Consider the following 15,105-nt stretch of genomic DNA (forward strand, 5'->3'; position numbering starts at 1 on the left):
AAAACGGCGGCCAATTGGCCGCCGTAAGTCCTATTATAAAGACGAAACTTTTTAATCTTCAGTAAGGACCCATTCCCCTTTGTTGATAAGAGGTTCGGCCTGCTTATACTTCACCGTTTTGCTTTCCCCGGACATGATGTTCTTTATGGTAACCCTTTCGTTTCTACCAATCTTAGGTCGTTCGCGAACAATGGTCTCCGTAACCTGGGGTCTTTGACCTTGGGTCTGTCCGGCTGCTCTGTTTCTGGCGGCCAACTCATCACTATTGGGAATTTCTTCCTTGCTGGTCTGAAGATTTTCCTTAGGTCTACGAACGTTTCGCGCCTCCTGTATCTCATTGGGGTTTGCTGTTGGCAGTTCTCCTTTGAACAGGAACGAGACCACCTCTCGGTTTACCTTATCGATAATACTTTTGAAAAGTTCAAAAGCTTCGAACTTATAGATCAGCAAGGGGTCTTTCTGTTCATGGACCGCCAGTTGTACGGACTGTTTCAATTCGTCCATCTTGCGGAGGTGGGTCTTCCAGGAATCATCTATTATGGCCAGGGTGATGTTCTTTTCAAAGTCGGTCACCAATTGCTTACCATCACTTTCATAGGCATCCTTAAGATTGGTGACCACATTTAAGCTTTTTACACCATCCGTAAACGGCACAACGATACGCTCAAATTTATTGGCATTGTCCTCATATACCTGTTTGATTACCGGAAATGCAGCTGCGGCATTACGCTCCATTTTATTTTGATAGTACTCATAGGCGGCGGAATACACCTTGTTCGCGATTTCCTGCACCCCCATTTTCGTAAACTCCTCCTCGGATATTGGAGAAGTAATGGAAAAATATTTGATGAGTTCGAATTCAAAATTTTTGTAGTCATTGGCCGCCTTATTGGTGTCCGCTATAACCTCACAGGTATCATAGACCATATTGGCGATGTCTACCTTTAGGCGCTCACCCTGCAGGGCGTGCCGTCTCCTTTTATAGACTACCTCTCGCTGGGCGTTCATGACATCGTCATACTCCAACAAACGTTTTCGAACACCAAAATTGTTTTCCTCTACTTTTTTCTGGGCTCTTTCTATAGATTTGGTCATCATGGAATGCTGGATGACCTCACCTTCTTCCAATCCCATCCTATCCATCATTTTGGCTACACGTTCCGAACCAAAAAGGCGCATTAGATTATCTTCCAAAGAGACATAGAACTGTGAACTTCCCGGATCTCCCTGACGACCGGAACGCCCTCTTAGCTGTCTATCCACCCGTCGGGAATCATGACGTTCCGTGCCCACGATGGCCAATCCACCCGCCTGCTTAACGGCATCTGTTAGTTTAATGTCCGTTCCCCGGCCCGCCATGTTGGTGGCAATGGTCACTACACCAGGCTTACCTGCTTCGGCCACAACGTCGGCCTCTTTTTTATGTAGTTTGGCATTGAGTACATTATGCTCTACCTTTCTAATGGTCAACATTCGGGAAAGTAGTTCCGAAATCTCGACCGAGGTGGTACCGATCAAAACCGGTCTACCCTGCTGTGAGAGTTTGGTGACCTCATCGATGATGGCATTGTACTTTTCTCTTTTGGTCTTGTAAATAAGGTCGTTTCTATCGTCACGTGCTATAGGTCGGTTCGTGGGGATTTCGACAACATCCAATTTATAGATTTCCCAGAACTCTCCGGCCTCCGTAACGGCAGTTCCCGTCATACCGGCCAATTTGCGGTACATCCTAAAGTAGTTTTGTAAGGTAACCGTGGCAAAGGTTTGGGTAAGGGCCTCTATCTTTACATTTTCCTTGGCCTCGATAGCCTGATGCAATCCATCCGAGTAGCGGCGTCCATCCATAATTCGGCCCGTCTGCTCGTCTACAATGAGCACCTTGTTGTCAATAACCACATATTCCACGTCCTTTTCAAAGAGCGTATAGGCCTTTAACAACTGGGTCAAGGTATGGATGCGCTCACTTTTTACGGTAAAATCTTTAAATAGATCTTCCTTTAGCTCGGCCTCTTTTTCGATTTCCAAATTTTGGCTTTCGATCTTGGCGATTTCACTGCCGATATCCGGCATCACGAAAAAATCCCTATTCTGCTCCCCGGACAGGTAATCGATTCCCTTATCCGTGAGTTCTATTTGGTTGTTCTTTTCTTCAATGACAAAGAGTAGGTCCTCATCTACTTTTGGCATTTCCCTGTTGTTGTCCTGCATATAGAAATTCTCTGTCTTTTGCAGCAACTGTTTTATGCCTTCCTCACTCAGAAATTTGATTAAGGCCTTATTCTTGGGCAAGCCGCGGTGTACACGAAGCAATAAAAAGCCACCTTCCTTGGTATCGCCCTCGGCAATCAATTTTTTGGCCTCTGCCAAAACCCCGGTCAGATGTTGACGTTGTTTTTGGACGATTTCCGAAATCTTTGGCTTTAGCTCATTGAATTCGTGGCGGTCGCCTTCGGGAACAGGTCCCGAAATGATCAAGGGGGTACGGGCATCATCGATCAAAACGGAATCTACTTCATCCACAATGGCATAGTGGTGAGGACGTTGTACCAGATCCTTCGGGGTGTGGGCCATATTATCCCTTAGGTAGTCAAAACCAAATTCATTATTGGTACCGTAGGTGATATCCGCATTGTAGGCAGCCCTCCTTCCGTCCGAGTTGGGACGGTGGTGGTCGATACAATCTACGGAAAGCCCATGGAATTCAAAGAGGGGCCCCATCCATGCACTATCCCGTTTGGCCAGATAGTCGTTTACGGTTACCAAATGTGCCCCTTTTCCGGCCAGGGCATTAAGATATAAGGGCAATGTGGCCACCAGGGTTTTTCCCTCCCCAGTCTGCATTTCCGCAATTTTTCCTTGATGTAGGGCTATGCCCCCAATGAGCTGCACATCATAGTGCACCATGTCCCAAGTGACTTCCTTCCCCGCGGCATCCCAAGAATTTTTCCATACGGCATCATCACCGTCCAGGGATACATAATCCTTCCTTCCGGAAAGCTCGCGGTCAAATTCCGTGGCTTTTACGGTGATGGTCTCGTTTTTAACAAATCGCTTGGCAGTTTCTTTTACCACAGCAAAGGCTTCGGGCAAGATATCATTCAAGGTATTCTCCGATAGTTTGTAAACCTCTTCCCTAAGTTTATCTATTTCCGAATAAATTTCCTCGTTCTTATCAATATCATTGGAGGCCTGTACCTCTTCCTCCAATTGCGCTATTTTATCAGTGGCATCCTTACTATCGTCTTGAATTCTTTTTTTGAATTCCACAGTCTTGTTCCGTAACTCATCGTGGCTCAGCCCCTCCAACTGCGATTCGAAGGATTTTATCTTAACGACCAAAGGCTGTAGCTCCTTGACGTCCTTTTTGGATTTATCGCCCACAAAGGCTTTTAGAACTGAATTTAACAAACTCATACTAGATGGTATTACTATCAAAAATCACGGCAAAATCAAAAAAGTACAAGCAGCCATGATTTGTATTAAACGTGTCTTTCTCTTGGCACACCTACTGTGTCAACAAAAGGCATTCCAGTTTTTAAAATCGCCTAAAATGCAGGCGATTTGCTGCCAAAATTACATAAAAAAAAAGCCTCGTTAGAGACTTTTTTGTTGCAATTGCGTTAATGTTATCAATATTCGTCCTCGTTCCAGAGGTAATCTTCCTCGGTAGGATAATCTGGCCATATCTCTTCAATGGATTCATATATTTCCCCACCTTCCTCTTCCATAGATTGAAGGTTTTCCACAACCTCCAAAGGAGCACCGGTACGGATGGAGTAATCTATTAATTCATCCTTGGTAGCTGGCCATGGCGCATCACTCAAATAGGATGCTAATTCTAATGTCCAATACATGGTAATAGTTTGATTTTAAATTTTTTGCAAAAATAAATTTTAAAACGACATTGTCAAGTTATTTCACAAGTATTTCAGCCGTTTTCACCATTTATTTTTGTATTGATAGTTTGATAACGAAGAAATAATGAAATTATTAGAGAAAGACAAATTTAACCGATGAAAGTGCAACTTTTAGGCCAACCCTGATCGTCTTTCATTCTCCCTTTTCAGGAATCCACTTAACCTCTTCTGCCAGTAAATCCTTTGACAACTTTCGTGCCAATACGAAGAGATAATCGGAAAGTCTATTTATATACGACAAAACTTGGTCATCAAACGGTTCTTTTTCATATAATTGAACCGCCAAGCGCTCCGCTCGCCTGCAGATGGTTCTGGCAATATGGCAGTATGACACTGTTGTATGACCCCCCGGAAGTATAAAATGAGTCATTGGTGGAAGTGTTTCATCCATTTTATCCATCTCTTTTTCCAAGAGTTCAATATCCTTACTTCCTATCTTTTGAATATTTAATCGTTCCCGCCCACTCTTCAATTGGGCCTTTTTAGGATCTGTGGCCAAAATAGCGCCGACGGTAAACAATTTATCCTGAATCTTTGCCAATACCTGTTTGGTATTTTCATCTATCTTTTGGTCCCGAATCAGTCCTAGCCAGGAATTGAGTTCATCCACCGTTCCATAACTGTCAATTCTAATATGGTGCTTTGCGACCCGTGTCCCCCCGTATAATGCCGTGGTACCATCATCGCCTGTCTTGGTATATATTTTCATGTGTTTGAAATTTCTAAATGCTTAAAAAAAGCCATATAAAATTTAGGAACCCAAGCAACCCTGCCTGAGGCAGGCAAGCACGCGTTGTACTCGTTCTTTCATGAATTTATTTTAAGCACTCCACTATATACAATTCCTGATTAAAAAATTCATGTTCGTTTCAGTTCATAAATCCGGTTTCAAGCCCTTGGTAAGGCCCATATTGTACTTTTGGTGCCTAGTTTTTTTCGTCTTCTTCCTTTTTTCTATGCCGCCCATAGCCATCCATAAATTTTTTATCCCTTCGGCGTCTGGATTGTTTCTTATTGTAAATCGTAATGAAAAGATAGACCACAAAAAGTATCCCAAGTACGGTATAAATTGAATAATCCATAATGTTTTTCTTGATATTTAAAATTACGCGATCATATCCGAATTTTAAAATGCTCCTCTGCCTGTTCCTTTCTAAAGAATACAGCTCCGCAGTGGAAGAAATCTATGGTTACGGTAACGTGTTCCCATTTTTTTATGTTTTCCCAATGCGTCTCCGCTTTTCTGTTCTTATGGATGGAATTGATCAATACCATACTATCATTCTGAATTGCATTTCCAAGTGAACCGTAGTCTTGAAAGGGGTCTTCTTCAGGATGCTCCAAGTAGATAATGTCATAAGGCTTTCCCTTGAATACCGTTTTTGGGAAACTCTCCTGTATTACATCCTTTAAAACACTATTTTCTGTAGGAAAATGGACTATCCGGGCGTTAAAATAGCCAATACTCTTTAGCAGTATATCAAAGACCTTGTTGCCTTTGTACCTGGGTTTGGTATACAGAGATCGGGTAATAAAATTATAGACAAACGGGGAATGCACCCCGTGCTGATTGCAGGAAGTAAACAGGAATTTTAGGTATTTGAAAAAGCTTACTGACACGGTTAGTATTCAATTGGACCACTACCCTTAAAGACGGGACCAGTTTCTAAATATGGTGGGCCTACTTGGACAAACTTAAGTTTAACCTGCTTCATAGGGGCTACTCCAACATCGCCGATAGTTCGAACCAACGTTCGGTTTTTTGGTCTATGCTATCCGTTATTTTCTGTAACGCAATGGATAGTTCGTCTATTTCTTCACCACTAAGGGAGGTATCCATAAACTTTTGTTCTATCTCAACTTTTTCACGCTCTAATTTTTGAATGTCCTTTTCCAACTTTTTGTACTCCTTTTGTTCCAGGTAGGAGATTTTGGTCCTATTGTCTTCCGTCTTCCACGATTTTTTTGGCCCAGATTCGGAAGGGGCTCCCTTTTCTTGCCTTGCCTCACTAGTTTTACTGTCCTCATAGGCCCTATAGTCGGAATAATTCCCCGGAAAGTCTTCTATAATGGCACTGCCCTTGAAAACAAAAAGGTGATCTACGATTTTATCCATAAAATAGCGGTCATGGGATACTACGATCAAACATCCTGGAAAATCGAGTAAAAAATTCTCCAATACATTGAGCGTTATAATATCCAGATCGTTGGTCGGTTCGTCCAAAATCAAAAAATTGGGGTTTTGGATAAGCACAGTACATAGATAAAGTCGTTTCCGCTCCCCTCCACTCAGTTTTTCGACAAAATCATACTGCTTTTTACGATCAAAAAGGAAGCGTTCCAATAGCTGTTGAGCCGAGATTTGCCTACCTTTTTTCAAGGGGATATAGTCGCCAAACTCCCGAATGACATCAATAACCTTCTGTCCCTCTTTAATGGTGATTCCGGCTTGTGTGTAGTAGCCGAATTTAATGGTGTCCCCGACTACTATTTTCCCGCTGTCGGGTCTATCCGTCCCGGTAATAATATTGAGGAATGTAGATTTTCCCGTACCATTTTTTCCAATGATTCCAACACGTTCACCTTTGGTGAAGGTATAATCGAACCTTTCCAAAATAGGCTTTTCAGGGTAGCTTTTGGAAACCTTATGAAGTTCCAGGATTTTGCTGCCCATCCGCTCCATATTCAGTTCCAATTGTATTTCATGTTCTTTCCTACGTTGGTGGGCCTTTTCCTTTATGGTGTGGAAATCATCGGTACGGGATTTGGATTTCGTGGTGCGGGCCTTGGGCTGCCTTCGCATCCAATCCAGCTCCTTTTTGTACAGCCGTTGGGACTTGTGTCGTTCCACCGATTCCTGCTCCAAACGAGCTTCCTTTTTTTGCAAATAATAGGAATAGTTGCCTTTGTACCCATATAGCTTTCCGTTATCCAGCTCCAAAATTTCATTGCAAACCCGTTCTAGGAAATAACGGTCATGGGTAACCATAAATAGCGTTATATTTTCTTTAATGAAATACTGTTCCAACCACTCTATCATTTCCAGGTCCAAATGGTTGGTGGGTTCATCCAAAATGAGCAGGTCAGGTCTATTGATTAGGGCATTGGCCAATGCCAAACGCTTTTTCTGCCCTCCGGAGAGGAGCCCGATCTTTGTATCCAAATTTTCCAGTTTCAGTTTAAAAAGAATCTGTTTGTATTGGGTTTCAAAATCCCAGGCCCCATAGCGTTCCATAGCTTCAAATGCCTTTTGATAGGCGTCTTGATTATCGGAATATTGTAATGCCCTTTCATAATCCGCAATTATTTGGATTACTTCGTTATCCGATGCAAGGATAGTCTGCTCTATGGTGAGTTGTGGATTTAAGTCAGGTTCCTGTTCCAAATACGAGATACGAAGTCCTTTCCGGTAATTTACCTGTCCGGAGTCAGGAGTGTCCTGTCCGGAAAGAATGTTAAGGATCGAAGTCTTTCCAGTCCCATTTTTAGCGATCAGGGCTATCTTTTGATCTTTGTTGATGCCAAAGGATATATTTTGGAAAAGTACGAGTTCCCCATACGACTTCACTATATTTTCTACTGTGGTCAGATTCATCCTTTAAAATGCCCTGGAATTTCGAATTTGCAGCAGTAAATAAAAATAACGGGTCCCCAAGGCCAATAGAATGGGCAGGAGCAAAGGTGAGAATATTTGGATCTTAAAAAGCCCCAAAATAATCATCAAGACCAAAAGCCCCATAAGCACTTTTAAATATCCGGTCAGCCATTTTGGGGCTTTTGTTTTTCGAATCAGGTAAACAGATAGGACTAAATTTATAGGGAACGCCCACAATATATTAAAGTTGCCGACCGTAGCGGTATGATCCGTTAAAAACCATAGGTAAAAAATAAGGCACCCCGCCAATCCGGTAATACTAAAAAGTGTAAAATCAAGCCAACGATTTCTTTTATTCTTTTTAAAGTCGACATAGGTGATGATCCAAACTATGGCCAGTACGATCAAAAGCCAAAATAAGGGTGTCAGGAAAAAATTGTTACCCTTTTTGATAGGGAGCGTCTGCAAGAGCGTTTTGGTGGCATAGGCAAGGGGTTTTTTTCCCAACTGGGAACCCTCCAATTGCCGCATTACATAAATAGGCAAAAACATATGCTCTTTGGGAGAAGCCGTTTTATCAATAACCGATCCCAAGGCCAAATCAATTCCGAAAGCCGACCAAGAATTCGTCTCTAAATGTTGATGGATCAATTCCCGAAATGTGTATAGATTTTTTAAATAGTTTTCCTTTAATTGCAATTGTTCGCCATAGACCTCTTTAAGTATATCCCAAATTTTTGAAGCGCAATTATCATAGAAAAAATCATATTTATATGTTCTGTTTTTTGGCCGATTGTTCACTTCCAAAAATCGGAACAGTTCCTGGCGCTGCGGTAGGGTGAGATTTAGGATTTGTTCCTTTACCCAGCGGTTTTCGTACTTGTAGACATTTAGAAAACGACCCATGTCCTGTCTACTTAACGAATACAACAATTTGCCTTGTGCAAACTCAAAATAGAATTTTGGAGGGTTAAAATCAAAGGTTCCATAGTTATATACTACATCAATTCCAATTGATGGATCATTTACCCTAAAGGCGCTATGGCCAAAGGTCGTATATAAATCACTCCCAGGGCCACAGGTAAGAATGCTTATCCTGGATAGTTGTGAAAGTTGTACCTCTTGGGAAACGCCCCAAAAGGACAAACCAAAAGATAGCGCTAACAACAGTGCTCTTGATCGCATAATTTACCGAGTAATGGTACTTGAGCAAATATCCGAATAAAATATGGACTAATCCGATTGCCCAAAAATTGTCTTATTTTTACGAAAACCGACAATAATGAAACGGCATATTCCGAATGTGATTACCCTATTGAACGTTCTTTGCGGCTGCATAGCGACCGTGTTTGCTGTGGCCAATGTGTTGGAAATGGCCGCCCTTTTTGTCTGTTTGGGGATTTTCTTTGACTTTTTGGATGGATTGGCCGCTCGACTTCTACGCGTAAAAAGTGAATTAGGTGTTCAATTGGATTCTTTGGCAGACATGATTACAAGTGGTTTGGTGCCAGGTATTATTATGTTCCAGCTGTTGAATATGTCGGCCCTGGGCGGTTCGAACACAGCTTCCACGATTTCTTGGGATAGTATTACCAACATTTCTTTTTTACCTTTTTTTGGGTTTCTGATTACTTTGGCCTCTGCCTACCGTTTGGCCAAGTTCAATATTGATGAAAATCAAGCGACCTCGTTTATCGGCTTACCGACACCTGCCAATGCCTTGTTGATTATTTCACTTCCGCTGATTCTTTTATATCAGAATAATGATGTGCTGAACCAAGTTATTCTAAATCAATGGTTTTTAATAAGTGTAACTCTTTTAAGTGGATTTTTGCTAAATTCAAGGATTGAACTTTTCGCCCTTAAATTTGAAAATTGGAGTTTCAAGGATAATGCCTTGCGCTACATTTTTATCATTATAAGTTTGGTCTTATTGATCACCATGCGGTTTTTGGGCATACCGATTATTATTGTCTTTTATATCTTGGAATCTTGGACCGGGAATATAACCGCCAAAAACAAGTAGAAATTGGATAACATTGCATATATAAGGTTCAATAAGGCGCATTTTGACGAATGGCGCAAAATGTCTTTGGAGTTGTTTCCAGGGTACGCAATGGATCATTTGGAAAGGGATTTGCACCAGGTTATGGAATCGGATAACCAGGAGACTTTCTTTGCCAAAAGTAAGGAAGGCATAATCGGTTTTATCAATGTATCCATACGCCATGACTATGTGGAAGGTTCCAATTCCACACCCGTAGGTTATATTGAGGCCATTTTTATAAAACCCGACTACAGAAAACATGGTGTTGCCCGAAAATTGGTAGATTTAGGCGAGCAATGGATCTTGCAAAAGGGATGTACGCAAATGGGTTCGGATACATGGGCTTCCAATGAGCAATCACGTAAATTTCATTTAGGTCTCGGTTTTAGGGAAGAAGATACCTTGGTCCATTATATAAAGGATTTGAAAAAGGGCCCGTAGTATTCTTTTCCATGCTAGCCGCTTTTAAAAATCCAGTTTTTTCTTTCGAAGTTCGAAATTTTGACCCAGATAGACTTTGCGAACCATTTCATCAGCGGCCAAATCTTCAGGAATCCCCGATTTTAGGATACCTCCTTCAAACATAAGGTACGATCGTTCCGTAATGGCAAGGGTCTCTTGTACATTGTGGTCCGTAATAAGTATACCTATATTTTTGTTCTTCAATTGGGCCACGATGCGCTGTATGTCCTCAACGGCAACGGGATCGACACCGGCAAAGGGTTCGTCCAAAAGAATAAATTTGGGATCCGTAGCTAGTGCCCTTGCTATTTCCGTACGTCTGCGCTCCCCGCCAGAAAGTAGGTCCCCACGGTTTTTTCGAATATGTCCAAGACCGAATTCCTCGATTAAGGATTCCATCTTCATGAGTTGCTCCTTTTTGCTCAATTTAGTGAGCTGCAATACACTTAGAATGTTCTTTTCTATGCTTAGTTTGCGAAATACGGAAGCTTCCTGTGCCAAATAGCCAATACCGTTCTGGGCTCTCTTGTACATGGGAAATTTGGTGATTTCCATATCGTTAAGGAATATGCGCCCGTCATTGGGTTTAATAAGGCCCACGATCATATAAAAGCATGTGGTCTTTCCTGCCCCATTCGGCCCCAACAGACCAACGATTTCACCTTGGTTTACTTCCAGTGAAATCCCCTTTACCACTTTTCGGCCCCTGTAGGCCTTCATGATGTTTTCGGCTCTTAGCTTCATTTCCTATATATCACCTTTCCCGTTTCCGTTCACAATTTTATGCTTTTACATTTTAATATAACCAAGACAAAAGAAACAAGAAACTTTTGAAACACTTTAGCATTTAGGTCTTTTTTAACCCTGAGGCCTCGGCTTTTTGTTTCGCTTCCTTTTTTGCCTCCCGTTTTAGGACCACCTTGGAAATATAGATGCTCACCTGGTACAAAATCAATACCGGCACCGCCACTATGATTTGGCTGGTTACGTCCGGGGGCGTGATTACCGCAGAAAGAATCAGGACGATTACCAAAGCAATTTTTCGGTACTTCTTCATGATTTCAGGGGTCACCAGGCCTACTTTGGTCAAAAAGTAGATGACTATAGGCAATTCAAAAAGAACACCGCAGGCAATAACAGATGTTCTTACGCTACCTATAAAGGAACTAATGTCAAATTCGTTAAGGACCAGTTCGCTCACCTGATAGGTACCCAAGAAGTTTATGGACAAGGGAGCCACTACATAATATCCGAATAGTACGCCCATAAAGAAAAGGGCGGAGGCAATAAGAATAAATCCGCGGGAGTGCTTACGCTCGTTGGGATGAAGCCCCGGGCTTATAAATTTCCACATTTCGTACAGCACATAAGGGAAGCCCACAATAAAACCTACCCAGATGGCTGTCCAGATATCAGCGGAAAACTGCCCACCCATGGTACGGCTTTGAATGGTAAAGGGAAGCTTGTCCGCACAAAAATCCGATTCAATCCCAATAAAGGTGGCCGCCCTACAGAAGAATCTATAGGTCGGAAAATCCATTTGCGATGGGGCAAAGATAATGGAGTCAAATACAAAGCCACTAAAAACAAATGCCACGCATCCAATGATAACTATCGCTAGGGTAGAGCGTATCAAATGCCATCGCAACTCTTCCAAATGATCCAAAAAGGACATTTCATTAGGGTCTTTACTTACCTTTTTTGCCATTAGAGTATTCCTTCATTGATTAGATTATGCAAATGTACTACACCCACATACTTTTTCCCTTCCACCGCCAACACTTGGGATATTCCCTTATCTTGCATTAATTCCAATGCTTTAATGGCCAACACATCGGATTCTATGGTCTTTGGATTCGATGTCATGATGTCCTTTGCAGTAAGTCCGTTGATGTTATCGTATTTATTCAACATTCTTCGAACATCGCCATCCGTAACGATTCCCACGATCTCTTCATCCTTTATGACCGCGCTGGCACCGAGCATTTTTTCGGAAATCTCCACAATAACCCTTTTCACATCCGTATCCATTTCCACCTGTGGACGTTGATTGTTTTGGGCAATATCCGCTACCCGTAAATAGAGGCGCTTTCCTAAAGATCCCCCGGGGTGGTACTTGGCAAAATCAGTACTGCTAAAACCTTTGAGTTCCAGTAGGCATATGGCCAGGGCGTCTCCCATGACCAATTGGGCCGTTGTACTTGTGGTCGGGGCCAGGTTGTTTGGGCAGGCCTCCTTGGTAACAAAAGTATTTAGGACAAAGTCGGACTGTTTGGCCAAAAATGAATCTGGATTACCGGTCATTCCGATCAATTTGTTTTTACCCCGCTTTATGAGGGGAACCAGCATTTTAATTTCGGGAGTGCTGCCACTTTTTGAAATGCAGATGACCACATCGTTTTCCTGTATGGTGCCCAAATCCCCGTGAATGGCATCACCGGCATGCATAAATACGGCCGGGGTACCGGTGGAATTTAAAGTTGCCGAAATTTTAGAGGCGATAATAGCACTCTTACCGATGCCGGAGACAATTACCCTTCCTTTGGATTTTATAACACATTCAACCGCACTTGGGAAATCGTCGTTCAATAAAGAGGCAAGATGTCCAATGGACTTACTTTCCGTTTCAAAAGTTTTTTTTGCCAAGGCAAGTATGGCTTCGTTTTTGCTCAACCTATAAATGTCTAAATTGTGGATAGTATTCCTAAAAGAGTGCTATATTTAAGTTTACAAAACTACGTAAACTTAATTTTATGGGATACTTTATGTTTTAATAAAGTTAAATTGAACAAAAAGCGTTTTAAATTTTAAAAATACGTATCTTAAGTAATTAAAATTTTGACTGCGCTCTAATTCAACAGATATAAAATGCAAAAAAACGGTAGGGTTTCGAATGGACTGGACCTTCATGCCTCTTTAAAAAAATACTTCGGTTTTTCGCACTTCAAAGGACTTCAGGAAGGGGTCATAAAAAATATAATCCAAGGAAATAATACTTTTGTAATCATGCCCACCGGTGGCGGCAAATCATTATGCTACCAACTCCCTGCATTGATGCAAGAAGGAACGGCCATAGTGGTGTCACCACTCATTGCGCTGATGAAAAATCAAGTGGACGCCCTACGGGGCGTTTCTTCCAATAATGGGGTGGCCCATGTGCTCAATTCCTCCTTGACGAAAAATGAGGTAAAACAGGTAAAGTTGGATATTACCCAAGGTGTGACAAAATTATTGTACGTGGCTCCCGAATCCTTGACTAAGGATGAATATGTGGATTTTTTACAATCGGTAAAGATTTCTTTTGTTGCCGTGGACGAGGCGCACTGCATCTCGGAATGGGGACACGATTTTAGGCCGGAATATCGAAACCTTAAAACTATTGTAAACCGCTTGGGCAATGACATACCTATGATAGGGCTTACCGCAACGGCTACTCCAAAGGTACAGGAGGATATTATAAAGAATTTGGGGATTATGGATGCCAAGGTCTTTAAGGCTTCCTTCAATAGACCCAATCTCTTTTATGAAGTACGGCCCAAGACCGAAAATGTGGATGCGGACATTATCCGATTTGTAAAACAGAATACCGGGAAATCTGGAATCATTTATTGTCTGAGCAGGAAACGTGTGGAAGAACTGGCGCAGGTGTTGCAGGTAAATGGCATTAGCGCAGTGCCGTATCATGCTGGATTTGATGCAAAAACCCGTTCCAAGTACCAGGACATGTTTTTAATGGAGGAGGTAGATGTGGTGGTAGCTACCATAGCCTTTGGAATGGGCATTGACAAACCAGATGTGCGTTTTGTTATCCATCATGACATTCCTAAGAGCATTGAAAGTTATTATCAGGAAACCGGCCGTGCCGGTAGGGATGGAGGAGAAGGCCATTGCCTTGCCTTTTATTCGTACAAGGACATTGAAAAACTTGAAAAGTTCATGTCCGGAAAGCCGGTTGCCGAACAGGAGATAGGAAACGCGCTTTTACAGGAGGTGGTGGCTTATGCGGAGACCTCCATGTCCCGAAGAAAATTTATGCTACATTATTTTGGAGAAGAGTTTGATGAAATAAATGGGGACGGGGCGGAGATGGATGATAATACCAGAAACCCCAAGGAGAAACAAGAGGCCAAGGAAGATGTAATAAAACTTTTAAAGGTGGTCCAGGGAACGAATGAAAAATTCAAATCGAAGGAAATCGTCAATACCCTGCGCGGTAAGGTAAATGCCTTGATATCCTCCCATAAGACGGATGAGAAACCAGTTTTCGGCATTGGTTCGGACAAGGATAAAAATCACTGGATGGCATTAATACGCCAGGTCTTGGTTGCCGGACTCCTAAAAAAGGAAATTGAGCAATACGGGATTTTACATGTAACCCAAAAAGGTAAGAATTTTCTGGAGTCGCCCGTATCCTTTATGATGACCAAGGACCATGTGTACAATAAGGCCACTGACAATGCAATCGTAAGTGCGGCGAACAAGGGCGGTATAGCCGATGAAAAACTACTAAAACAATTAAAAGGCCTAAGGAAGTCCCAGGCAGGAAAGCTGGGAGTTCCCCCTTTTGTCGTCTTTCAGGATCCCTCCCTACAGGATATGGCCTTAAAATATCCCATTTCCATGGAAGAGTTGCTGAATATCCATGGTGTAGGGGAAGGGAAGGCCAAAAAGTATGGGAAGCCTTTTGTGGAAATGATAGCCGCCTATGTAGCGGAAAATGATATCGTTCGTCCAGAAGATTTGGTCGTAAAAAGCACTGGGGCCAATTCCGGCCTAAAACTTTACATCATTCAAAATATAGACCGCAAATTACCTTTGAACGATATTGCATCGGCCAAGGGTCTTGAAATTCCGGACCTGATCAAGGAAATGGAACAGATTGTATTTAGTGGCACTAAATTGAGCTTGGGTTACTGGATCGACGAAATTTTGGATGAGGACCAGCAAGAGGAAATACACGACTATTTCCTAGAGGCGGAGACTGATAACATAGATGATGCCATGGAAGAGTTTGACGGGGATTATGAGGATGACGAATTGCGCCTCTATCGCTTAAAGTTTATAAGTGAAGTGGCCAACTAACC

General features: G+C 42.3%; 13 protein-coding genes. 3 read left to right on the top strand and 10 right to left on the bottom strand.

Annotated elements, in window-relative coordinates; translation table 11 throughout:
* Positions 1–51 precede the first annotated feature (51 nt).
* The 7 genes from secA to Q0993_RS11035 form a co-directional block, all read right to left on the bottom strand.
* On the bottom strand, positions 52–3,414 hold the full coding sequence (gene secA / locus Q0993_RS11005; protein WP_299532905.1) for a preprotein translocase subunit SecA: 3,363 nt from the start codon (positions 3,412–3,414) through the stop codon (positions 52–54).
* A gap of 215 nt (positions 3,415–3,629) precedes the next feature.
* On the bottom strand, positions 3,630–3,854 hold the full coding sequence (locus tag Q0993_RS11010; protein WP_013994285.1) for a DUF2795 domain-containing protein: 225 nt from the start codon (positions 3,852–3,854) through the stop codon (positions 3,630–3,632).
* 196 nt (positions 3,855–4,050) lie between these two features.
* Complete coding sequence (locus tag Q0993_RS11015; RefSeq protein WP_299532907.1) at positions 4,051–4,626, bottom strand: cob(I)yrinic acid a,c-diamide adenosyltransferase; 576 nt, start codon at positions 4,624–4,626, stop codon at positions 4,051–4,053.
* Between the two features lie 217 nt (positions 4,627–4,843).
* Positions 4,844–4,999: a hypothetical protein gene (locus Q0993_RS11020; protein ID WP_299532909.1), complete on the bottom strand. Its 156-nt coding sequence runs from the start codon at positions 4,997–4,999 to the stop codon at positions 4,844–4,846.
* Positions 5,000–5,030: 31 nt separating this feature from the next.
* The gene (locus tag Q0993_RS11025) at positions 5,031–5,537 is read right to left on the bottom strand and encodes a hypothetical protein (RefSeq protein ID WP_299532912.1); all 507 of its coding nucleotides are present in this window, start codon (positions 5,535–5,537) and stop codon (positions 5,031–5,033) included.
* 100 nt (positions 5,538–5,637) lie between these two features.
* Entirely contained in the window at positions 5,638–7,512 is a 1,875-nt protein-coding gene (locus Q0993_RS11030) for an ABC-F family ATP-binding cassette domain-containing protein (protein ID WP_299532915.1), read from the bottom strand.
* Between the two features lie 3 nt (positions 7,513–7,515).
* Positions 7,516–8,697: a DUF4105 domain-containing protein gene (locus Q0993_RS11035; protein ID WP_299532918.1), complete on the bottom strand. Its 1,182-nt coding sequence runs from the start codon at positions 8,695–8,697 to the stop codon at positions 7,516–7,518.
* 97 nt (positions 8,698–8,794) lie between these two features.
* Between Q0993_RS11035 and Q0993_RS11040 the strand changes: the two genes are divergently transcribed.
* On the top strand, positions 8,795–9,538 hold the full coding sequence (locus Q0993_RS11040) for a CDP-alcohol phosphatidyltransferase family protein (protein ID WP_299532920.1): 744 nt from the start codon (positions 8,795–8,797) through the stop codon (positions 9,536–9,538).
* A gap of 3 nt (positions 9,539–9,541) precedes the next feature.
* On the top strand, positions 9,542–10,000 hold the full coding sequence (gene aac(6') / locus Q0993_RS11045; protein WP_299532923.1) for an aminoglycoside 6'-N-acetyltransferase: 459 nt from the start codon (positions 9,542–9,544) through the stop codon (positions 9,998–10,000).
* A gap of 24 nt (positions 10,001–10,024) precedes the next feature.
* Here the strand turns inward: aac(6') and lptB are convergent, their stop codons facing one another.
* The 3 genes from lptB to Q0993_RS11060 form a co-directional block, all read right to left on the bottom strand.
* Entirely contained in the window at positions 10,025–10,765 is a 741-nt protein-coding gene (lptB, locus tag Q0993_RS11050) for an LPS export ABC transporter ATP-binding protein (RefSeq protein WP_299532925.1), read from the bottom strand.
* A gap of 103 nt (positions 10,766–10,868) precedes the next feature.
* A complete protein-coding gene (gene tatC / locus Q0993_RS11055; RefSeq protein ID WP_299532927.1) occupies positions 10,869–11,729 on the bottom strand; it encodes a twin-arginine translocase subunit TatC in 861 nt (286 codons plus the stop codon).
* On the bottom strand, positions 11,729–12,694 hold the full coding sequence (locus Q0993_RS11060; protein WP_299532929.1) for an SIS domain-containing protein: 966 nt from the start codon (positions 12,692–12,694) through the stop codon (positions 11,729–11,731). Before Q0993_RS11060 ends, tatC begins: the two co-directional genes overlap by 1 nt.
* A 195-nt stretch (positions 12,695–12,889) precedes the next feature.
* Between Q0993_RS11060 and recQ the strand changes: the two genes are divergently transcribed.
* A complete protein-coding gene (recQ, locus tag Q0993_RS11065; RefSeq protein WP_299532931.1) occupies positions 12,890–15,103 on the top strand; it encodes a DNA helicase RecQ in 2,214 nt (737 codons plus the stop codon).
* The last annotated feature ends 2 nt before the right edge of the window (positions 15,104–15,105 follow it).

It is taken from the genome of Ulvibacterium sp. (genome assembly GCF_028285715.1).
Taxonomy (GTDB): Bacteria; Bacteroidota; Bacteroidia; order Flavobacteriales; family Flavobacteriaceae; genus Ulvibacterium.

Bases quoted from the DNA above. Each gene is read 5' to 3' on its own strand.
- tatC (WP_299532927.1), bottom strand. From the start codon at position 11,729: ATGGCAAAAAAGGTAAGTAAAGACCCTAATGAAATGTCCTTTTTGGAT.
- Q0993_RS11015 (WP_299532907.1), bottom strand. From the start codon at position 4,626: ATGAAAATATATACCAAGACAGGCGATGATGGTACCACGGCATTATAC.
- Q0993_RS11020 (WP_299532909.1), bottom strand. From the start codon at position 4,999: ATGGATTATTCAATTTATACCGTACTTGGGATACTTTTTGTGGTCTAT.
- Q0993_RS11035 (WP_299532918.1), bottom strand. From the start codon at position 8,697: ATGCGATCAAGAGCACTGTTGTTAGCGCTATCTTTTGGTTTGTCCTTT.
- Q0993_RS11010 (WP_013994285.1), bottom strand. From the start codon at position 3,854: ATGTATTGGACATTAGAATTAGCATCCTATTTGAGTGATGCGCCATGG.
- recQ (WP_299532931.1), top strand. From the start codon at position 12,890: ATGCAAAAAAACGGTAGGGTTTCGAATGGACTGGACCTTCATGCCTCT.
- Q0993_RS11040 (WP_299532920.1), top strand. From the start codon at position 8,795: ATGAAACGGCATATTCCGAATGTGATTACCCTATTGAACGTTCTTTGC.
- lptB (WP_299532925.1), bottom strand. From the start codon at position 10,765: ATGAAGCTAAGAGCCGAAAACATCATGAAGGCCTACAGGGGCCGAAAA.
- secA (WP_299532905.1), bottom strand. From the start codon at position 3,414: ATGAGTTTGTTAAATTCAGTTCTAAAAGCCTTTGTGGGCGATAAATCC.
- Q0993_RS11030 (WP_299532915.1), bottom strand. From the start codon at position 7,512: ATGAATCTGACCACAGTAGAAAATATAGTGAAGTCGTATGGGGAACTC.